Origin of the sequence: Arthrobacter sp. USHLN218 (assembly GCF_037144715.1) — a bacterium.
GTDB lineage: Bacteria > Actinomycetota > Actinomycetes > Actinomycetales > Micrococcaceae > Crystallibacter.
Genome location: NZ_JBBCYT010000004.1, coordinates 287,388 through 308,098, shown reverse-complemented (window position 1 = coordinate 308,098; position 20,711 = coordinate 287,388). Strand labels below are relative to the sequence as shown.

Sequence of the window (20,711 nt, the reverse complement as noted above, 5' to 3'; positions counted from 1 at the left end):
CCCTGCCGGTCAGCTGAAGGCGAAGAGCGGCGGGAAGACCACCACCACGACGGCGGCCCAGGCGCCGTAGACCGGCAGGTAGCGGGTCTGCCAGTGCTCGAGCGCGCCGAACGGGCGCCGGCCGCGCAGGAACCCGAGGGTGAGCCAGCCCGTCCGGACCAGGTGCACGAGCAGCAGGAGGTTCAGGCCCAGCGCCGCGATCTTGTTCGGGCTGAGGCCGAACTCCGCGATCCGTGCCAGCATCGCGGTCAGCATCGCCGCGTCCACCGCGAGGGCGGCGAGGACGAGGACCAGCTGCAGGACATCGAAGAGCCCGGGTGCGGCCAGCGAGTCGCGCGCCGAGATGGAGTAGAGCAGCAGGCTCAGGACCAGCACGAGGATGGCGTCCATCAGGATGAGCAGGCCGCGGTCGACCTCGGCGAAGCCGCCGGCGGCGGTGAGCACGGCGAGCAGGGCCAACAGCATGGCGATGGTCAGCGGGGTGAAGACGCGGGTCAGGATGGGCGCGATGTTCTCGACGACGTTCTGCTTGGCCTCGACGAGCCAGGCTGCCACGACGAGGGCCCCGGGGACGGCGAACGGCAGGATCCAGCCCTCCAGGACCGGCTCGAAGTCGGCGCCGACGATCTGGAGCGCGGCGAAGGTCAGCCCGATCAGGACGGCGCCGCCCAGCGCCAGCAGCGTGTAGTAGATGGCGAGCTCGCCGGTGAAGCGGACGAAGTCCATGCGCCGGTTGTCGGACCGCCAGCGCCCGCCGGCGTACGCGATTCCCGCCAGCAGCCACAGCACCACGGGTGCATGCAGCCCGGCCAGCAGCTCGGTGGAGCCGCCGGGGGAGAAGGGATAGGCGTTCAGGAACACCGCCAGCGCGGCGAAGCCCGCCAGCAGCACCGCCGCCAGGCGCGCGCTGACCCGCCGCTTCCAGGCGAGGTAGGCGGTGAGGAACGGGATGACGAACAGGCCGACGTTGATGGTGAAGGCGCTCCCGCCGCCGAGCCAGGACAGGCCGGCCCGGACCGTCAGCCCCGCGCCGGCGGCCAGGGCCAGGACCACCGCCAGCTCGCGCCAGCGGCCGGCGCCGGCATCGTCCGGGGCCTCGGGGACGAGCACGAGCTGCTTCCACAGCCGGTCGGAGTGCTCGCGCGCGAACTCGCGGGAGACGGCGTCGAGGTTGCCCATGCGCTTAATGGCGACGAGGAAGGCTTCCTCGTCGTCGAGCCCCGTGGCCTGGCGGTCGGCGATCTGCTCGCGCAGGTGGTCCTCGAGTTCGTCGAGGTCCGCCGGGGAGATCGCCTGTCGCCGCTGGAGGTACCCGCGCCACCGCCCGATCTGTGCTTCGAGTTCCGGACGCGCCTCCATCAGGCCCACCCTTCGGTCACGGCGGGCGGCCGCTGGGCGGACTGCCAGACCTGCCGCAGCGCGTCGGCGACGACGGCCCACTGCTCCTGCCGGTCGGCGAGGGCCTCGCGGCCCGCCGCCGTGATCGCGTAGTGCTTGCGCCGGCGCCCGGCCTCGGACGTGCCCCACGACGAGGACACGTAGCCGAGCCGCTCCAGCCGGTGCAGCAGCGGGTAGAGCATGCCGTCGGTCCACTGCATGCCCCCGCCCGATAACTCGCTCACGCGCTTGATGATCGCGTAGCCGTACAGATCGCCCTCCGCGAGGATCCCCAGCACCAGCGGGGTCGCGGAAGCGGCGACCAGGTCCTTCTCGATGCGCATAGCGCCTCCCATACCTAGATCTACTAGGCATGAAGCATAGCAGTTCTAGGTATGGCCTAGGCGGTCAGTCCACGGGGGCGGGCTCCCGGTCCAGCGGATGGTCGATCTCGTCCCTGAGCATGCCGCCCAAGCCGATGGCCAGCACCGACAGCACCGGCGAAATGAGCCCGACGACCAGGAAGATCAGCCAGATCGGCACAACCGCGGCCAGCGGTCCGGCCAGTGCCATGGACACCGGCATCAGCGCGAGGGAGACGAAAAAATCCAGGCTGGAGATGCGGCCAAGCAGGTGCGGGGGCACGCGGCGCTGCAGCAATGTGCCCCAGATGACCTGGCCCGCGCCCCCGGTCAGGCCGACCACGAACAGGACAGCGGCCAGCACCCAGAAGTTCGTGGCGAAGCCGGTGATGGCCAGCGGGACCGAGCCGAAGCCCCAAAGCAACAGCATGCCGCTGAGATAGCGCCGCGGCAGCCGGAAGGACGCCGTCGCCAGCGCGCCGACCGCCCCGCCGGCGCCGTAGGTGCCGAGCAGGAAGCCGAACGTGCTGGAGTCCCCGCCGAGCTGGTCGGCGACCGCGAACGGCAGCAGGACCTCGATGGGGCCGATGAAGAGCAGCACCCACACCACGGCCCACAGCAAAGTCCAGAACAGCCACGGGGTCTTCACCGTGTAGGCGACGCCCTCGCGCAGGTCGCGCCAGACCGAGGACTTGGCCCTTGCGCCGTGTCCGTTGGTTCCGCCGTCCGCGCCGGCTGATCCTTCCGTGGCCGCCGGCGCTGCGGAAGCGACCGCCCGGCTCAGGAAGGTCAGGACGATCAGCGCCGACAGGTGGCACCCGGCGATCCAGGCCGTCGCGCTCGCGGGCGAGAAGGCGGCCACGATCATGCCGGCCGCGGCGGGCCCGGCCGCCATCTGCAGCAGCGGGCGCATGGTGCCTTCCATACCGTTGGCCGCCAGCAGGTCTTCCGCAGGCAGGATGCGCGGCAGGATCGCCGAGTAGGCGGGAAAGAAGAACGCGGCGCCCACGCCGAGCAGGAACGCGGCGGCGGCCAGATGCCACAGCTGCAGCTGCTGCGTGACGGCCAGCACCGCCACCGTGCCGACGGCCAGCAGGTTGGCGGCCTCCACGGCGATGATCAGCCGTCGTTGGGGCAGCCGGTCCGCGGCGATGCCGCCCAGCAGCACGAACGCGAGCAGGCCGATGCTTGAGGCGGTCGCGACGATGGAGAGCTCCACCGGCCCGCCGCCGAGGTGGATGACCTGGTAGACCATGGCGACGGCCCACATGCCCGTGCCGAAGATCGAGATGGCCAGGGCGGCGATCAGGACGCGGTAGTCGCGGTGGGCGAAGGGGCGCATGGCGCGGGGCAAGGACATGGTTTTCCCTTGGAGGTGAGGCGGGACACCAGTATCCACCCAACTGATTGGGAAGCGCAAACCACTTGCGGCCGTTATCGACGACGGCGGGGGCGCCGTTGTCCGGTACCCCCGCCGTCTGCCGCGGCGAGTAAAGGCGCAGGGGGTCCCGGCACCCGGCCGGGACCCGCCGTCGTTAGCTCCTAGCGCGCGCCGGCGCCGACCGGTTCCGGCTTGAGTGCGCCGAGCGCGGCGTCGAACTCCGCCTCGATCTCCGGCTTGTGCCGGAAGGTGAGCAGGCTGACCACGACCGCGACCAGGACGTTGAGGACGAAGCCGGGTACGATCTCGTACATCGTGTCGGCCAGCGCCGAGTTGCCCCAGGTGAAGACGGTGACCGCTCCCGCCACCATGCCGGCGAGGGCGCCGGGCATCGTGAGCTTGCGCCAGAACAGGGACAGCAGGATGGTCGGGCCGAAGGAGGCGCCGAACCCGGCCCACGCGAAGGCGACCAGGCCGAGGATGGTGTCATTGCGGCTCCAGGCGAGGATGGCGGCGACGATGGAGACCACCAGTACCCCGAGCCGGCCGAGCATGACCTGCGTCTTCGGCGAGGCCTCGCGCTTCGCAACGATTTTGAACAGGTCCTCGACCAGCGCGGAGGAGCAGACGATGAGCTGCGAGGAGATGGTGCTCATGATGGCGGCGAGGACGGCTGCGAGGACCAGGCCGGCGATGAACGGGTGGAACAGGATCTGGGCCAGGTCCAGGAAGACGGACTCCGGATCGGTCAGCGCGGCCTGCGGGTTCTGCCGGAAGTAGGCGATGCCGATCAGGGCGGTGGCCGCGGCGCCGAGGACGGTCATGACCATCCAGCCGATGCCGATCCGCCGCGCCGCCTTGGCCTCGGCGGGGGAGCGCAGGGCCATGAAGCGCACGATGATGTGCGGCTGGCCGAAGTAGCCCAGGCCCCACGCCGCGGCCGAGATGCCCGCGACCGCGCCGCCGGCGAAGAGGCTCAGGTGGGCCGGGTCGGCCTCGCGGACGGAGTCCAGCGTGGCGCCGAGGCCGCCGGTGGCGAAAAGGCCGGCGATGGGCACGGCCAGCAGGGCAGCGAACATCAGCAGGCCCTGTGCAACATCGGTGTAGCTGGCGCCGAGGAAGCCGCCGAAGAGGGTGTACAGCACGGTCACGCCGCCGACCAGCAGCATGCCGATGGTGTAGGTGGAGTTGAACGAGGATTCGAAGAAGATGCCGCCGGCGACCATGCCGGAGGAGACGTAGAAGGTGAAGAAGACCAGGATGATCAGGCCGGACACGACGCGCAGGATGTGCGAGTTGTCCTTGAGCCGGTTCTCCAGGAAGCTCGGCACGGTGATGGAGTCGTTGGCGACCTCGGTGTAGGAGCGCAGCCTCGGTGCCACGAACTTCCAGTTCAGCCAGGCGCCGACGGTGAGCCCGATGGCGATCCAGGCTTCGAAGAGGCCGTTCAGGTAGAGCGCGCCGGGCAGGCCCATCAGCAGCCAGCCGGACATGTCGGAGGCGCCCGCGCTCAGGGCGGCCACGCCGGGCTTCAGGCCGCGGCCGGCGAGCATGTAGTCGTCGAGGTCGCTGGTCCGCTTGTACGCCCACCAGCCGATCGCGAGCATGCCGGCCATGTACAGGGCCATGGCGATGTACTGGAATAGTTGGTCGTTCACGTGTGGAATCCTTCCGGTCTGACCGGGATCGGTGGCTTAGGGCAACGTCCAGTATCTCCATGTGGCCCATGTCTCGGCCAAATGCGTGACTAGAGGGCGCAGTCCCGTGCCACCCGCCGGGCCGCCTCAAGCAGCAACGGAAGGTACTCGGCGGTGGCCGCGGCGAGGGCTTCCGGGCCGGAGCGGAGGGCGCCGACTCCGATGGCCGCCGCGGAGTCCGGAACCGTGGTTGGCATCACAAAAAGATCGCCATACCGGGGAATCGGATGAGATGTCGGTTACAGCCGATGGCCTGCCGAGTGCGGATTTCCCGGCCGCGGGCGCGGCCTAGTCTTCGACAACCTCCGGGTCCGGATCGGCCGGCCGGACCGAGGCTTCGGGCACCCACATCACGTCGCCGTGCTCGGCGTTGGCGACGCGGCCCAGGACGAACAGCAGGCTCGAGAGCCGGTTCAGGTAGCGGGCACACTCCGAGTTGACGCTGCCCGGGAATTCCTCCACAGCCGCCCAAACGGCGCGTTCTGCACGCCGCACGGTGGCCCGGGCCTGGTAGAGCAGCGCCGCGGCGAACGTGCCGCCGGGGAGGATCATGCCGCTGAGGTCTTCCGCGTCCTGCGAGAAGTGCTCGATCGCGCGTTCCAGCCGCTCCGTGTGGCCCTGCACGATGCGTGCCTGCGCCGGCTCCTCGCTGTCCGTCGGCTGCATCAGATCGGCCGCGAGGTCGTAGAGATCGTTCTGTATGCTGAGCAGAGTAGCCCCGACGTGCGTCGAAATCGGCGCGCTGGCCATCACGACACTGATGGCAGCGTTGCCCGCATCGCATTCGTCATAGGCGAGGACCCGCGCGTCGTTCTTGGAAACGTTGCCGTGCCCGCCGAAGTCGGTCCGGCCGTAGTCGCCGGTCGTGGCAGACCCTGCCGGGATGTTCGGAAGCGGTGCGTCATGCTCGTCCATGGCTGAAACTATACGTAAGGAAAATGCCGGCGTCGAAGAGAGGACCGACTGGACATCCCGTCCCGCCAGGCAAGGAACCGACCGCTACCAGCGAGGTATTCATGAGCAACGAACCGTCCGGTGAAAGCGCACAATCCAGGCTGGGGGACGCCGTTTCCGCGCCTCCAGCCAAGGGATTCGCGACGGTGGATAAAACAGTTTTCGGGGTTTCCGTAGGCATCATCGTGGTGGTCTGCCTGCTCGGAGTCTTCTTCACGGATGCGGTGGAGGCCGCGGCGGGCGCAGCGCTGACATGGGTAACGACGTCGTTCGGCTGGCTGTTCGTGCTGGGCGCCACCGGGTTCGTGGTCTTCTCCCTGGTGCTGGCATTCGGGCGCTACGGCAACATCCCGCTCTCCCGCGAGGGCGAGGAAGCCGAGTTCTCCACCCTCTCCTGGGTGGCCATGATGTTCAGCGCCGGCATGGGGATCGGCCTGATGTTCTTCGGCGTGTACGAGCCGGTCACGCACCTGGCGTCGCCGCCGCCCTTCGCCAACGTCGAGCCCGGCAGCCAGGAGGCGGCGAGCACCGCCATGGCTTACACCTTCTTCCACTGGGGACTGCACCCCTGGGCGATTTATGCCGTCGTCGGCCTGGCGCTGGCCTATTCGACCTACCGGATGGGCCGCGGCAACCTGATGAGCTCGCCGTTCCACTCGCTGTTCGGCCGCGAGCGGATCGAGGACAAGGGCTGGGGCAAGCCGATCGACATCCTGGCGATCATCTGCACCAAGTTCGGTTCGGCAACGTCGATGGGCTTGGGCGCACTCCAGATCGCCGCCGGCCTGGCCCTGCTGCGGACCGGAGAGTTCCAGGAGGACCCGGGCACGGCGGTGCCGATCATCATCATCTGCGTGCTGACCGTGGGCGTGGTGATTTCGGCCGCAAGCGGCGTCTCCCGCGGCATCAAGTGGCTCAGCAACACCAACATGGTGCTGGCCTTCGTGCTGGTGGTCTTCGTGTTCGTAGTCGGCCCGACCGTCTTCATCCTCGACCTAATTCCCGCCTCGGTCGGCGCCTACTTCTCTAGCCTCGTGGACATGAGCTTCAACTCCGGCGTCTTCGGCGGACATGAGTGGCTGGCCAGCTGGACCATCTTCTACTGGGCCTGGTGGATCTCCTGGACGCCGTTCGTGGGCACATTCATCGCGAGGATTTCCCGCGGCCGCACCGTGCGCGAGTTCGTGCTGGGCGTGCTGCTGGTTCCCACCGCCGTCAGCATGATCTGGTTCGCCATCTTCGGCGGCGCCGGCATCCACCTGCAGCTCGGCGGCGTGGACATCGCCGGCACCGGCAACGAGGCGGCCGGCTTCTTTGCCGCCCTGCAGCAGTACCCGTTCTTCTTCGGCGCGGCCCTGGTTGTCATGGTGCTGACCGCAGTGTTCTTCATCAGCGGCGCCGACGCCGGCTCGCTGGTACTGGGAACGCTGTCCTCGCGGGGCACCAAGGAGCCGTGGACGCCGCTGGTGCTCATGTGGGCCATCCTGACCGGCGCGGTGGCGGCCGTGCTGCTCTTCGTTGGCGGCCTCGGCGCGCTGCAGACCTTCACGATCCTGGCAGCGACCCCGTTCGTCCTGATCATCATTGGCCTCTGCGTCGCGCTCTACATGGACCTGCGGCGGGATCCGTTGCGGCAGCGGCGGATCGGCCCGGTCCGGGGCGCGGTGACGGTCCCCAGTACCGTGCCCTTCGCCGAGCCCACGGAGACCGGATCGATCGCCGCGGTCGACGGACCCGGCGAGGACCGCGACCGGCCCTGACGCCAAGGACCATGACCAGGGCCTGGCGCCGGATTCCGGAGCCGACAGACCCTTGCCTCTTCCCGTGAGCCCCCGGCCAACGCCGGGGGCTCACCCGCTTAAGCACCCTGGCTGCGCCGGGCCGGAGAAGGCAGGGCCCCTCGACGGAGCGGTCAGGGCTCCTCGGCGACGGAAATCGTGCAGTTTTGGCGGAAGACGTGCAGTTCTTGGGAGGCGGTGACCATCTGACTAGCGGTTATGTCAGGGGCGCCTGCAAGACCTGCACCGTTCCCGACGCCGGCGCCGCGAGAGGATAGGCAGGGCTGACACGAGGCGGCGCCGGGAGAGGATAAGGCGGGTCTGGTGCAAGGCGGGGCGGGCCGGAGCCGGAGCTGGGAAGGTGCCGGGGCTGGGAAGGTGCCGGGGCGGGTCAGGCGCCGGGGCGGCCGAGCAGTTCGGGTTCGAAGGCGGCGGTCTGGGCACGCAGGGCCTTGGCGACGGCGGCGACCGCTGGCTGGCGGAGCGTGTCGGGACGCAGCACCATCCAGTAGGGCAGCAGTTCGGCGAAGTCGTCGGGCAGCAGCCGCACCAGGTCCGGATGCGGGTCCGCCATGAAGCAGGGAAGGAAGCCGATGCCGGCGCCGGCGCGGGTGGCCTGGACGTGCACGAAGACGTTGGTGGAGCTGAGCGAGTCCTGCATCGAGGGCACCAGCCGGCGCGGCGCGTCCAGCGCGTCGACCTGCAGCATCGAGTCGACGAAGTAGACCAGGCCGTGCCGGGTGAGCTCGCGGGCGTCGGCCGGCGTCCCGTTCTCCTCGAGGTAGCTGCGGGACGCGTACATTCCGAGCATGTACTGGCCGAGGCAGACGGCTTCCGCCCGGTGCACCTGCGGCTCGCCGACCACCACTTCGATGTCCAGCCCGGAGCGGTGCTGCAGCGCCCGCCGGGTGACGTTGACGATCTCCACGCTGAGGTTCGGGTGCGTCCGCCGGAGCCCGGCCACGGCCGGCGCGATGATGTAGCCGCTGAAGCCGTCAGTGGCGGAAACGCGGACGACGCCGGAAACCTGGTCCGTTTCTTCCTCGCCTTCGTGGATCCTGGCGACGGCGGTCTCGATGTGTTCCGCCGCTCCGGCCGCGCGGCGGCCCAGCTCGGTCAGCTCCCAGCCGCCCACCGTCCTGGCCAGCACCCGGCCGCCCAGCACCTTCTCCAGGGCCGCAATCCTGCGCGAAATAGTGGTGTGGTTCAGGCCCAAGCCCTCCGCCGCCGTCGTGAATCTCCCGCTGCGTGCCACGGCGAGCAGGATCAGCAGGTCGTCGGGGTTGGGCGCTGGCGACGTTCCCATATCTGCAATTCTGCACTCTCAGTCTGCGGAAGTGGTCATTGCTGCACACTCGGTCTCAGTCGATACTCGAGTGAGGCCATTGGCGTGTCTCGCGTCACAAAACTTACAGCAAGCCAAGACACAAAGGAGTGCTCGCATGAGCGTGAACCAACCCGCGGCTGCCGCGCAGACGGAGCGATCGGGCTTGAAGAAGATTGTTGCCGCCTCGATGGTCGGCACGGTGGTGGAGTGGTACGAGTTCTTCCTCTACGCCACCGCCGCATCGCTGGTCTTCGGGCAGTTCTTCTTCCCGGACACCGGCAGCGAGCTGGACGGCATCATCGCCGCCTTCCTGACCTACGCCGTCGGCTTCATTGCGCGGCCGCTGGGCGGCATCGTGTTCGGCCAGATCGGCGACAAGCTGGGCCGCAAGCACACGCTGCAGGTCACCATCATCCTGGTCGGCGTGGCCACCTTCCTGATGGGTTGCCTCCCCGGCTTCAACTCGATCGGCTACTGGGCGCCTGCGCTGCTCGTGGCGCTGCGGTTCATCCAGGGCTTCGCCGTCGGCGGCGAATGGGGCGGCGCGGTGCTGCTCGTGGCCGAGCACAGCCCGAACAAGCAGCGCGCATTCTGGGCCAGCTGGCCGCAGGCCGCCGTGCCAATGGGTAACCTGCTCGCCACGCTGGTCCTGCTGAGCATGTCCTGGATCCTGCCGTCCGACCAGTTCCTGAGCTGGGGCTGGCGCGTGGCGTTCTGGCTGTCCGCGGTCATCGTCGTTGTTGGCTACTACATCCGCACGCATGTCAGCGAGGCGCCGATCTTCCTTGAGGCCCGCGCACAGGTGGAGTCCGAGAAGTCCGTCAGCTACGGCGTGTTCGAGGTCGTGAAGCGGTACCCGAAGGGCGTCCTGAAGGCCATGGGCCTGCGGTTCGCGGAGAACATCATCTACTACATCATCGTCAGCTTCACGATCGTGTACCTGAAGACCGTGCATGAGTACGACACGAGCCAGCTGCTGCTGGCGCTGCTGGTCGCCCACGTGGTCCACTTCCTGGTCATTCCGCAGGTCGGCCGCCTGGCGGACTCGGTTGGCCGGAAGCCGGTCTACCTGGTCGGGGCCGTCCTGTCCGCGACCTGGGCCTTCTTCGCCTTCCCGATGTTCGACACGCTCAATCCTGTCGTAATCATCCTGGCCGTGACGATCGGCCTGTGCTTCCACGCCCTGATGTACGCCGGCCAGCCGGCCATTATGGCGGAGATGTTCCCGACCCGGATGCGCTACTCCGGCGTCTCGCTCGGCTACCAGGTGACCTCGATCCTCGCCGGTTCGCTGGCGCCGATCATCGCGACGGCGCTGCTGAAGGAAACCGGCAGCTGGGTTGCCGTCGCCGTCTACGTCCTCATCGCCTGCGCCATGACGGCCGCCACGGTCCTCACGCTGCGCGAGACCAAGGGCCTGTCCCTGCACGATGTGGACGCCGAGGACGCCCGCAAGCACGGACTGGACACCCCCGCGCAGGCGGCCCGGTGACTGCCGCGGAGGGGCAGGCCCTGAAAGGCCGCCGCGCGCTGGTTACCGGCGGCGCGGGCGGGATCGGCCTGGCCGCGGCCAGGACGCTGGCCGCCCGCGGGGCCCACGTGGTCGTCGCCGACCTGGACCGCGAGGGGGCCGAAGCGGCCGCCGCCGAGCTGGGCGGCTCCGCCTGGGTGGTCGACCTGCTGGATCCGGAAGCCGTTACGGACACCCGGTTGTCGGAGGCGCTGGACGGCGTGGACATCCTGGTGAACAACGCCGGCATCCAGCGGGTGAGCCCCATCGAGGAGTTCGATCCGCAGGACTTCCGCCGGATCCTCACGCTGATGCTGGAGGTCCCGTTCCTGCTGGTCCGGGCGGCGCTGCCGAAGATGTACGCCAACGAGTTCGGGCGGATCATCAATATCTCCTCGGTGCACGGGCTGCGCGCCTCGGCCTTCAAGAGCGCCTACGTCACGGCCAAGCACGGGCTCGAGGGCCTGTCCAAGGTGACGGCGCTGGAGGGCGGCCCGCACGGGGTGACCAGCAACTGCGTCAATCCCGGCTACGTCCGCACGCCGCTGGTGGAGAAGCAGATCGCCGACCAGGCCCGCCTGCACGGCATCCCGGAGGGCGAGGTGCTGGCCAAGATCATGCTGACCGAGAGCGCGATCAAGCGGCTGGTTGAGCCTGAGGAAGTGGCCTCGCTGGTGGCTTGGCTGGCGTCAGAGGACGCGGCCATGGTGACCGGTGCCAGCTACACCATGGACGGCGGCTGGTCCGCCCGATAGCCCGGTTTCCGCAAAAAGCAGCCAGCGGAAGCGCCGGCGTCCCGTCTCCGGACGGGATGCCGGCGCTTTGCTGCACACCTTCGCGCTATGCGGCGCCGGACGCATGCTCGCATGCCTAGGTGCAGGCGGCCGGTTCTGCTGTCCGGCCAGCCCTACCGCGGGGCGGGTTCCGCGGACTGCAGGTCTCCTCGGCCGTACAGCACGGGAGACCCGCCGACACCGTCGCCTTCACTCAGGCCGTCCAGCACTTCCTGCAGCGCCTCGAGGGAGGTCCTCGCCGGCACCCACCCGAGTTCCTCGCGGGCACGCGTGGTCTTCATGACCGGCGCGAAACGCGCCATGTCCACCCAGCCCGGGTCCATGGCCACCAGACGAAGCGACCACGCCGCCCCCACCAGGGCGCGGACCAGCGGCACCGGTACCTGCAGCACCCGCTTGGCGCCCAGGAACCCGCCCAGCAAGGGCGGCGTGATGACCGGATCGGCGGCGATATTGAATGACCCGCTGGCGCCCTGGTCGACCACGCGCCAGTACGCGTCCGCAATGTCGTCGGAGTGGACGGCCTGGAACACGAACTCCCGGGGAAACGGCAGCAGCGGCGGGCGGACCTTGTTGAGGAAGAACTTGGGAATGGCCCGGCCCAGGAAGTAGCGCCCGATCGAGGAGCCGGCATCCTCCTGGAAGATCAGGCCGGGCCGCAGCCGCGCCACCTTGATTTCCGGGTGCTGGCGTTCGAAGCCGTCCAGCAGGGCCTCCTGCTCGCCCTTGAACCGGCTGTAATGCGAACTCGAAATGCCCCGCGCCGGCCAGCTCTCGTCCACCGGGCGGTCCTTCGGGCCGGGGCTGTACGCGCCCAGGGACGAGGCACAGACAAACTGCTTCACTCCCGCGTCTGCCGCCGCGGCCAAGGCGTTGGCGGTGCCGTTGACATTGACCCGACGCATGAAGTCTTCATCCCGGTTCGGCTGCAGCAGCCAGGCCAAATGGATGACGGCGTCGCACCCGGCCAGTGCCGCAGTGAGCTTTTGGCGCGCCGAACCCGAGGCGACATCGATGCTGTGCCAGGTTACGCCGTCGTACGGTTCCCGGGACTGGTCCGGCAGGCGCCGCGCAATGCCCACGAGTTCGATCCCGCCTGGCCCCTCGGCTATTGCCCGCTTGATCCGCCGCAGGATGGCGGTTCCAACATTGCCCGTGGCGCCGATGATCGCTATACGCATGCGCCCACCCTACGCCCGGGCCTTGACGGACTGTAGGTGGCAGGCTGAAAACGCGGAAGGCCGCCCAAGCCGTCAGTGGGCGCCGCCGAGGTTGAGCACCACGACGCCGGACACGATCAGGCCGATTCCGAGGACCTTCACGAGGCTGATCGGCTCGCCCAGGAAAGCCGTCCCGATGGCGACGATGGCCACGGTTCCCAGGCCGGACCAGAGGGCATACGCCACTCCTACCGGAACGCTCTTGACGACCTGCGCCAGGAGCGCGAACGAGGTGGCATAGGCCGTCAGGCACAAGACTGTTGGCCACAGCCGGCTGAATCCTTCCGTCGATTTCAGCAGGCTCGTGCCGAAGACTTCGGCGGCGATCGCGAGCAGCAGGAAGACGTACCCCATATGCCGTTGCCCTTTCATGTCCCCTGCCGGCCACGCTGAGGCGGCCAGGGGTTCCCCTTGCTTGGTTTTCGTGCTCCCAGCAGTCTTTCACCTGCCGAGGGGCCCGAATTCCGGGTCAGAGCGCGGAGGCGGCGAGGAGGGGGCTGCGGGCGATCAGCGGGGCGACCTGTTCGAACAGCAGGGCGGCGCCGAGCACGATCATGATGAGGCCGCTGGCCAGGGTGACGGCACGGGCGGCGGCGGGCCGGGACTGCAGCAGTTTCTTGGCCGCCAGCGCCACCACGGAGTAGACGACGGCGACCATCAGCACGAACGACAGCCCCAGGATTCCCAGCTGCACGGGCGCCGGGAGGCCGGCCGCCGGGTTGATGAACTGGGGGACGAGGGCGAGGAACAGGAGCAGCCCCTTGGGGTTGATGCTGCTGGTGCCCAGGCCGCGGAAGAAGCTGCCCAGGCGCGAGGAGCCGCCCTGCTCCAGGCTCGAGAACGCGGCGGCACGCCAGGAGCGTGCGGTGCTGAAGCCCAGCCAGAGCAGGTAGGCGGCTCCGGCGACCGTCAGCCAGCCCAGCAGCGCGGGGACGCTGGCAATCAGGGCGGCCACGCCCGCCGTCACCAGGAGCGTGAGCACCACATAGCCGCTGCAGAGCCCGGCGATGGCCGGAGCGAAGCTGCGCTGGTTCAGGCCGGCGGCGATGGAGTAGGCCCAGTCCGCTCCCGGGGTGCAGGCCAGCGTGATGGCGACGGCGGCGAAGCCCAGGTACAGCTGCTGGTCCACGGCGGAACTCCTTATAACTCGAAAACTCGGCGACGAGCCAACCCTAGGAAAAACGCGCGCGGAAGTGCTTGCCCTTTTCGCGCAACGTGCCGGCAGGAGGGTAAGATTCTTGCGTGGTTGATGGAATCGATCGAAGTATTTTGCGCGAGCTCCAGCAGGACGGGCGAATGACTGCCACCGCGCTGGCCTCGAAGATCGGCCTCACCGTGGCTCCGTGCCACCGGCGGCTGCGCGAACTGGAGTCCAAGGGCGTTATCCGCGGCTACCGGGCCGACCTCGACGCCGGGGCGCTGGGCCTGGGCTTCGAGGCGATCGTTTTCGTCAGCCTGCGCCAGGTGGACCGGGCCACGCTCGCGGACTTCGAGGCGAAGGTCGCGGCCAATCCGCACATCATCGAGGCGCTGCGGCTCTTCGGGGATATCGACTACCAGCTCAAGGTCGTGGCGCCGGACCTGGCCGCCTACCAGAGGTTCTACGACGAGGAGCTCACGGACCTGCCGGCCGTGGAGAAGCTGCAGTCGACCATCGTCATGAAAAACCTGAAGGCGAACGCGGGCCTACCCATCTAGGGGCGTCCAGGAGCGGGAGCAGGCAGCACGTGCGCCGCGCCACGGGGACGGGCAGAAATAACCGGAGCACCGCCGTCGTTGTCACGAGTGTCTGCGGCCATCGCGTCCGCACCCACAACAACGACGACGAAAGGCCGGTCCGCGCCATGACTGTTCCCCTCTCCATCCTCGACCTCGCGACGATCGGCAAGGACGAGACGGTGCGGGAGAGCCTGGACGGCAGCGTCAGGCTGGCCCAGCTCGCCGAGGATCTGGGCTACCGGCGGGTCTGGTACGCCGAGCACCACAACATGCCGAGCATCGCGTCCTCGGCGACCAGCGTGCTGATTGCGCACGTGGCCGCGCAGACGAAGAGCATCCGGCTCGGCGCCGGCGGAATCATGCTGCCCAACCATGCGCCGCTGCCCATCGCGGAGCAGTTCGGCACCCTGGAGACCTTGCACCCGGGACGGATCGACCTTGGCCTGGGCCGCGCGCCGGGCAGCGACCAGCAGACCATGCGGGCGATGCGCCGCGACCCGATGAGCGCCGAGACCTTCCCGCAGGACGTGCTGGAGCTGCAGGGCTACCTGACCGGCAATTCGCGGATCGCCGGCGTGGACGCGACGCCCGGCAAGGGCACCAACGTGCCGCTGTACATCCTGGGATCCTCGCTGTTCGGCGCGAAGCTGGCGGCAGCGCTCGGGCTGCCCTATTCCTTCGCCTCGCACTTCTCGCCGGCGGCGCTGCACGACGCCGTGGCCGCCTACCGCCGCGAGTTCCAGCCGTCGGAGCAGCTGGCCGAGCCCTATGTGATTGCCGGGGTGAACGCCATTGCCGCCGACTCAAACGAGGATGCGCAGGCGCAGTTCCAGATGGTCCGGCGTGCCCGCGTGGGGCTGCTGTTCGGCCGCGGCCGGAAGTTCACGGACGAGGAAGCCGACATGGTGCTCGAGTCCCCGCAGGGCCAGCACGTGGAGCAGATGGTCAAGTACACGGCCGTGGGGACGCCCGAGGCCGTGCGTGAGTACCTCGAGGGTTTCGCCAAGCACGCCGATGCGGACGAGCTAATCGTCGCTCACCAGGCTCCGACGGTGGAGCAGCGCCTGCGCTCCGTCGAGCTGACCGGCCAGGCCGTCGGGCTGGTCACTCCCGCCGGCTCCGCCCGGTAAGCTGGACCGTTTCCGCGAGCTCCGCGAGCCGGTGCGCGCGGGCTGATTCAGCCGGAGTGAACGGCTCGTCGGGGCGGGAGATGAGCAACGGGTCGCCCCACGCCGTCGGGATTTTCAGGACGGTGCCGTCCCGCGGCAGGACCTGCAGGTTGCGCGCGGCGTCCTCGTCCAGCACGACGGCGGAGAGCAGCGAGGCGGTTGCGTGCGGCAGTGCGTCGGGATCGGCGGCGACTTTGGCGGCGAGGCCGAGCGCCCGGGTCTGGCCGTCGGCGAGCGCGAGCGCGGTGGTCGTCCAGACCCGAGGGCGGCGGCCGCTGCCGGCCCCCAGCGCGTCGAGCAGGTCCTGTTCGGTGATCCCCGCCGGAGCCGAGAGCACGAATTCGTCGAGCGCCCCGCCGGCCACCGGGTGCACTTGGATGCTGAGGATGTTGACGTCCAGGCAGCTCAGCGCGTGCGTGACGCGTTCGAGTGAGCCGGGGCGGTCGTCGACGACGGTGCGGGCCCGCCACAGTGCGGGCGCGGCGTCATAACGACGGCGGTGCTTGAGTGCCGCGGCATGGAGCCAGCGCCGCAGCAAACGGGCGACGGACGGCTCGGCGACCCACATAACCAGGACCGTCGTCGTGACGGCGAGGACCAGGATCTTCCAGACGTATGGCAGCTCCGCGCTGAGGACGGCGGCGTGCACGAGCAGTTCGATGGGTAGGACGGCCGCGAGGTTTGCCACCAACTGGCGGGACTTGGGCGGTTCGGGAAACTGGCCGCAGGCGGTGCACAACAAATCGGCGTGGGCGAAGGGTGCTGTTCGGCGCTTCATGCAGCCATCATCGCGGCCCGGTGTTTCGCCGTGATTGCGGCGGCGTCACGGCGGGCGAACAAGTGCCGCTAGCCGGAGGACCGGGTAAATCCGTTTGAAAGTCCGGTAAGCAGATGACGGCAGAACCAGCAAGCCGGGCCGAGGAGCGGGAGGAGAACCACCAGCAATATCCATCCTGCCGTGCGCGCTACGTTGAAATCGCTCCGGCAGATGCTGACGACGGCTCCCGCCGCGACGGCCAGGGCGAACGGGCCGGCACTGAGCAAGGCCATCAGCCACAGCATCGGATCGAATTCCACGCGTCCCCCTGTATCCGGCAGTAAGGCCGGTCCTGCCGGCCCTCCCGGCGACGGCACCCCTGCGAAGAGCATAAGCAACCCTGCGGGTTCCGCGCATCGGCCGTAGGTATGAGATTCGGGCAGCCTACGGTCCGGGGCATGGAATTTCCCTGCGGAAACGAGAAAGCACCGGCTGGCAAGGACTTAGGGGGGAATTCCTGCCAGCCGGTGCTTTGACCACTCGCACTCTTCAAGAGGTGGTTCCACCCTAGGGCGGGCGGTTGAATGCCGGCTTCGCAAAGGCTGTTAAAAGCCTGTGAACCGCTCCTCTGCCGCTCCCCGGCGTGCCCCCTGCAAGGATTTCCCAGCCTGGCGAAGCCAGTCTGGTGGCGGGAGCTCAGGCCGATCGGCCGCTTCCGCTAGAGGAATACCCGCACTTCAAGGGGACACTCGCACTAGGGGGAAACATGACGTCACGACCTTTAACGCGCGGCAGGCCTGCCGTGCACTGGCATTTCCGGCGGAAGGCGGCGGCAGTGGTTGCTACCGGCGCCGTCGTCGTTTCCGGGCTTGGCATTCTGCCGCCCGCAGTCGCGCAATCCGGACCCGTCCCAGCGCTGGGCGGCATGCTTCCGGCCGCGCTCAACATCGCGCCCGAGGGCGTGGGCCCGATCAACCCGAACAACGGTTATCCGTATTGGTACGGCGACACCGGTATCCCCGAGCAGGGGCTGGATCCGGTGCGGCTCGAGCTATGCCTGGACGCGGTCGACTGCCCGGTGATCGGCGTCGATTACGACAACACACAGCCGCTGTCCATCCCGGGCAACTTCCCGGAGGAGTCCTTCTGGTGGTCCGGCGAGTCGTCCATGGCTCTGCCCGGCGGCGGCGAGGCCATCCTGGTCATGGCGCAGGAAGCCGCCTTCGGCGGTGCCGGCGACGTCGCCGCGGGCCAGCAGAACGGCTTCGCCCGCCTGCGGATCCGCATCGACGACGGTGTGCCAGGCGAAACCTATAAGGTCACCCACCCGTACGGCGTCGATAACGTCACCGCGGATGACCGCGGCCGCGCCCGGACAACAATCGATATCGGCTGCCTGCAGCAGCCCTGCACTTGGGACGAGCCGCTGAAGGGCCGGGTCGGGCCGTTCCTGCGCTGGGATCCCGCGGTGGCGCCAGCCGCTCCGGAGGGCTTCATCGGTGACCCGGCCGTGGAACACCAGGTGGTCGGCAGCCCGAACGGCACCAACTTCTTCAAGGTCGAGGGCGTCTTCACCGCGGGAGCGACCGCGCAAAGCGCAGAGACCGACCTATTCACGGTGCAGGGCAAGATCGCCACCCTGGAAGCGGGAGTGGACAAGCGCGGAGGGCGCTATAACGACGTTACGGACGTGAAGATCCAGGCTTCCTTCCCGGATGAGGCCAAGATCGTCTACACCACGGACGGGACCGACCCGCAGGTCGATGAGTCAGGCGCGCTGGTCAACGGCATCGAATACGTCCCGGAGCCCGGAAACAAGGACGCGGCCGCCGTCGTGCAACTGGACAGCCCGGACCCGATCACGCTCAAATACCTCGCCGTGGTCCCGACCACGGGCGAAATCACGGAGATCTACAGGGAGGACTACGACCTGGATGCCTCCCGGCCGTGGATCGACGCTACGCCGGCGGCCGAGGGAGCGTTGACCGGGCCGCAGACCGTGACGCTGACCGGAACCGGTGAGGGTGGAGACGTCCCAAGGGTCTTCTACACTGTGGACGGCTCTGCGCCTTCCTACACCGCTGAGGGCGAGCCGACCGGCACGACGAAGCTCTACAGCGATCCCTTCACGGTGGCGAGCTCGTCGACCGTCCGGGCTGTCGCTGTCAACAGCGCAGGCGAGGCCGGGGAAACCCGTTCCTTCAAGTACGTCATCCACAACCTGAGAGCGATCGGCCCGGTCGGTGACCACGGCTTCCCGCAGTGGCTGGAAGACAACGGCTGGGAGGGCCAGGACCCGGTCCGGCTGGAACTGTGCCTCGACGATCCGCTCTGCCCGGTTATCGATGTCCTGCCCGACCCGGCCCAGCCGGCGTCCTTCCCGAACAACTTCCCCGGTGAAGCGTTCTGGTGGGCCGCGGATGCGCAGATGACGGTCGGCGCTGAAGACATTCGCCTGACTCTTGCTTCCGAGGCCGCGTGGGCCGCGGAGGAGGTCCGGGACGGCGACCAGGTGGCATTCGGCCGCATCCGGGTCCGCGGCGACGGTGTCTTCGTGCCGGGTGCCAAGTACCGGATCACCCATCCTTACGGGGTACTGGAAGTGGCCGCGGACGAAGTCGGCGACATCAACTTCACCGAGGATCTGGGCAGCATGAACGGCAACGGCGACTTCACGCCGCTGCTTGAGGCCAAGATCGGGCCGTTCCTGCGCTGGACCGAAGGCGCTCCGGAAGGCTACCTCGGCGACGGCACCACGCCGCACGCCGTCGTCGGCAGCCCGTTCAATACGAACGTCTTCCGCATCGAGCAGCTCACCGATGGCACCGGGGCCGAGTTGGACTCCCCGGCCGTCGTCGGCGAGACCGAAGAGTTCGTCGTGCAGGGCCGAACGGCTGGCGCGGAGGCACCGGCACCCGCGACCGCAGCGGCCAGCGTGGCCGGCGGAACGTTTGCCGCACCGCAGACCGTCGAGCTGACGGCCGATCCCGCAGGGGCGCAGATCTTCTTCACCACCGACGGGACCGATCCGACGACGGAGAGCACGCCGTACACCGGTCCGATCGACATCTCCGCCGAGGGCACCACCACCCTGAAGTTCATCGCCTTCAACGGGGTGGCCTCGGACGTCGGCACGGAAACCTACACGCTGGACTTCACGGCTCCGTCCGTGACGGCGGATCCGGCAGGTGGCACGCTCGCCGCGGGCAGCCTGGTGACTTTGAGCGCCAGCGAGAACGCCGCGATCTACTACACCTTGGACGGATCACAGCCGACGTCCACAAGCCTGCTCTACAACGGCCCCATGGAGGTCACCGAGGCGGGCACGCTGCGGGCGGTAGCGATTGACCAGGCCGGCAATATCAGCGAGATCGGTTCCTGGACATTCGAAGCCGCGGGTACCGATCCCGGTACGGACCCCGGCACCGACCCAGGCACTGACCCCGGTACCGATCCGGGTACGGATCCCGGCACTGACCCGGGTACCGATCCGGGTACGGATCCCGGTACCGACCCGGGTACCGATCCCGGTACGGATCCCGGTACCGACCCGGGTACGGATCCCGGTACGGATCCCGGTACCGACCCGGGTACGGATCCCGGTACGGATCCAGGGACCGACCCGGGTACGGATCCCGGCACTGACCCCGGTACAGAAGAACCAGGCACTCCGGGCCGGATCTCCGACAACCGCGACTTCAACGGCGACAACTTCGTGGATGTCCTCGCCCGCGATACCAAGGGCGCCCTGTGGCTCTACCCTGGCAACGGGGAAGGCCGACTGCTCCCGAAGATCAGGATGGGCGCCAGCGGCTGGAATGCCATGACGTCGATCTTCAGCCCCGGCGATTTCGACGGCGACAACTTCGCCGATGTCCTCGCCCGCGACGGGGCGGGCAAGCTATGGCTCTACCCGGGCAACGGGGAAGGCCGCTTGTCGAAGCGGATCCAGGTCGGCACCGGCTGGAACACCATGACGTCGATCTTCAGCCCGGGCGATTTCAATGGAGACGGTGATACCGACGTGCTGGCCCGGCACAAGAACGGGACACTGTGGCTCTACCGAGGCAACGGCGACGGCGGCTGGCTGAAGAAGCTCCAGGTGGGCACCGGCTGGAACACCATGACGTCGATCTTCAGCCCCGGCGACTTCGACGGTGACGGCAGCGCCGACGTGCTGGCCCGGCACAACAACGGGTCGCTCTGGCTCTATCCCGGTAACGGGCAAGGCCGCTGGCTGAAGTGGAAGCAGGTCGGCACGGGCTGGAACAGCATGACGTCGATCTTCAGTACCGGGGATTTCGACGGTGATGGCAACGCCGACGTGCTCTCCCGCCACAAGAACGGCCAGCTCTGGCTCTACCCCGGCAACGGGAAAGGCCGCTGGCTGACCTGGAAGGTCATCGGCTCCAGGGGCTGGAACGGCATGTCCACCTTCTAGCCCGACCCGCCTAACCAAGCAAGGCCTCCTGCCCGCGGCAGGGGGCCTTGCGGCATGCCGGGGACAACCGGTCCGCAATCCTTCGGCGCTCCGCTGCTCCGGGCGGCGAAGGGCGCGGATGCTGGCCGATCCCGGACAAGGGGAAACCCCGGCGGCCAGGAGATGGGGGAAGCTCCTGGCCACCGGGGTTTCAATCACTCGCACCTTGATGAGGTAATTCAAATG

18 protein-coding genes are annotated in these 20,711 nt (G+C 68.5%); 6 read left to right on the top strand and 12 right to left on the bottom strand.

Annotation, left to right across the window (positions count from 1 at the left end):
• Positions 1 to 9: 9 nt before the first annotated feature.
• The 6 genes from WFH44_RS11255 to WFH44_RS11230 all read right to left on the bottom strand — a co-directional run bounded on the left by WFH44_RS11255 (position 10) and on the right by WFH44_RS11230 (position 5,732).
• A complete protein-coding gene (locus tag WFH44_RS11255) occupies positions 10 to 1,359 on the bottom strand; it encodes a permease prefix domain 1-containing protein (RefSeq protein ID WP_336713963.1) in 1,350 nt (449 codons plus the stop codon).
• Positions 1,359 to 1,721, bottom strand: a complete 363-nt coding sequence (locus tag WFH44_RS11250) for a PadR family transcriptional regulator (protein WP_336713962.1) — start codon at positions 1,719 to 1,721, stop codon at positions 1,359 to 1,361. Before WFH44_RS11250 ends, WFH44_RS11255 begins: the two co-directional genes overlap by 1 nt.
• Before the next feature lie 64 nt (positions 1,722 to 1,785).
• Entirely contained in the window at positions 1,786 to 3,099 is a 1,314-nt protein-coding gene (locus WFH44_RS11245; RefSeq protein ID WP_336713961.1) for an MFS transporter, read from the bottom strand.
• A gap of 182 nt (positions 3,100 to 3,281) precedes the next feature.
• Positions 3,282 to 4,778, bottom strand: coding sequence for a sodium/proline symporter PutP (putP, locus tag WFH44_RS11240; RefSeq protein WP_336713960.1), 1,497 nt, complete (start codon positions 4,776 to 4,778; stop codon positions 3,282 to 3,284).
• An 89-nt stretch (positions 4,779 to 4,867) separates the two neighbouring features.
• Complete coding sequence (locus tag WFH44_RS11235; RefSeq protein ID WP_336713959.1) at positions 4,868 to 5,014, bottom strand: hypothetical protein; 147 nt, start codon at positions 5,012 to 5,014, stop codon at positions 4,868 to 4,870.
• A gap of 91 nt (positions 5,015 to 5,105) precedes the next feature.
• Positions 5,106 to 5,732, bottom strand: a complete 627-nt coding sequence (locus tag WFH44_RS11230; protein WP_336713958.1) for a cob(I)yrinic acid a,c-diamide adenosyltransferase — start codon at positions 5,730 to 5,732, stop codon at positions 5,106 to 5,108.
• A gap of 185 nt (positions 5,733 to 5,917) precedes the next feature.
• Here WFH44_RS11230 and WFH44_RS11225 point away from each other — a divergent pair, with 185 nt between their 5' ends.
• Entirely contained in the window at positions 5,918 to 7,531 is a 1,614-nt protein-coding gene (locus WFH44_RS11225; RefSeq protein ID WP_336713957.1) for a BCCT family transporter, read from the top strand.
• A 409-nt stretch (positions 7,532 to 7,940) separates the two neighbouring features.
• On the opposite strand, the gene WFH44_RS11220 is transcribed toward WFH44_RS11225, so the two are convergent.
• A complete protein-coding gene (locus tag WFH44_RS11220) occupies positions 7,941 to 8,855 on the bottom strand; it encodes a LysR family transcriptional regulator (RefSeq protein WP_336713956.1) in 915 nt (304 codons plus the stop codon).
• A 136-nt stretch (positions 8,856 to 8,991) separates the two neighbouring features.
• Between WFH44_RS11220 and WFH44_RS11215 the strand changes: the two genes are divergently transcribed.
• Entirely contained in the window at positions 8,992 to 10,368 is a 1,377-nt protein-coding gene (locus WFH44_RS11215) for an MFS transporter (protein ID WP_336713955.1), read from the top strand.
• Positions 10,365 to 11,141, top strand: coding sequence for a 3-hydroxybutyrate dehydrogenase (locus tag WFH44_RS11210; protein ID WP_336713954.1), 777 nt, complete (start codon positions 10,365 to 10,367; stop codon positions 11,139 to 11,141). The genes WFH44_RS11215 and WFH44_RS11210 overlap by 4 nt, the downstream gene beginning before the upstream one ends.
• A 152-nt stretch (positions 11,142 to 11,293) precedes the next feature.
• Here WFH44_RS11210 and WFH44_RS11205 read toward each other — a convergent pair whose 3' ends face one another.
• The 3 genes from WFH44_RS11205 to WFH44_RS11195 form a co-directional block, all read right to left on the bottom strand.
• Entirely contained in the window at positions 11,294 to 12,361 is a 1,068-nt protein-coding gene (locus tag WFH44_RS11205; protein ID WP_336713953.1) for an NAD-dependent epimerase/dehydratase family protein, read from the bottom strand.
• Between the two features lie 72 nt (positions 12,362 to 12,433).
• The gene (locus WFH44_RS11200) at positions 12,434 to 12,772 is read right to left on the bottom strand and encodes a DMT family transporter (RefSeq protein ID WP_336713952.1); all 339 of its coding nucleotides are present in this window, start codon (positions 12,770 to 12,772) and stop codon (positions 12,434 to 12,436) included.
• A 97-nt stretch (positions 12,773 to 12,869) separates the two neighbouring features.
• Positions 12,870 to 13,529: a LysE family translocator gene (locus tag WFH44_RS11195; protein WP_336713951.1), complete on the bottom strand. Its 660-nt coding sequence runs from the start codon at positions 13,527 to 13,529 to the stop codon at positions 12,870 to 12,872.
• Between the two features lie 113 nt (positions 13,530 to 13,642).
• Between WFH44_RS11195 and WFH44_RS11190 the strand changes: the two genes are divergently transcribed.
• Together WFH44_RS11190 and WFH44_RS11185 are read left to right on the top strand one after the other, a co-directional pair.
• Entirely contained in the window at positions 13,643 to 14,098 is a 456-nt protein-coding gene (locus WFH44_RS11190) for an Lrp/AsnC family transcriptional regulator (protein ID WP_336713950.1), read from the top strand.
• 146 nt (positions 14,099 to 14,244) lie between these two features.
• Positions 14,245 to 15,249 carry an LLM class flavin-dependent oxidoreductase gene (locus WFH44_RS11185; protein ID WP_336713949.1) on the top strand — a complete coding sequence of 335 codons (1,005 nt, stop codon included), beginning with the start codon at positions 14,245 to 14,247 and terminating at the stop codon, positions 15,247 to 15,249.
• Here the strand turns inward: WFH44_RS11185 and WFH44_RS11180 are convergent.
• Together WFH44_RS11180 and WFH44_RS11175 are read right to left on the bottom strand one after the other, a co-directional pair.
• Positions 15,224 to 16,066: an amino acid-binding protein gene (locus WFH44_RS11180; protein WP_336713948.1), complete on the bottom strand. Its 843-nt coding sequence runs from the start codon at positions 16,064 to 16,066 to the stop codon at positions 15,224 to 15,226. The two genes, WFH44_RS11185 and WFH44_RS11180, sit on opposite strands and share 26 nt — an antisense overlap.
• 68 nt (positions 16,067 to 16,134) lie before the next feature.
• Positions 16,135 to 16,365 (bottom strand): PLDc N-terminal domain-containing protein, encoded by a 231-nt coding sequence (locus WFH44_RS11175; protein WP_336713947.1) that lies wholly within the window; start codon positions 16,363 to 16,365, stop codon positions 16,135 to 16,137.
• 515 nt (positions 16,366 to 16,880) lie between these two features.
• Here WFH44_RS11175 and WFH44_RS11170 point away from each other — a divergent pair.
• Positions 16,881 to 20,486, top strand: a complete 3,606-nt coding sequence (locus tag WFH44_RS11170; RefSeq protein ID WP_336713946.1) for a chitobiase/beta-hexosaminidase C-terminal domain-containing protein — start codon at positions 16,881 to 16,883, stop codon at positions 20,484 to 20,486.
• The last annotated feature ends 225 nt before the right edge of the window (positions 20,487 to 20,711 follow it).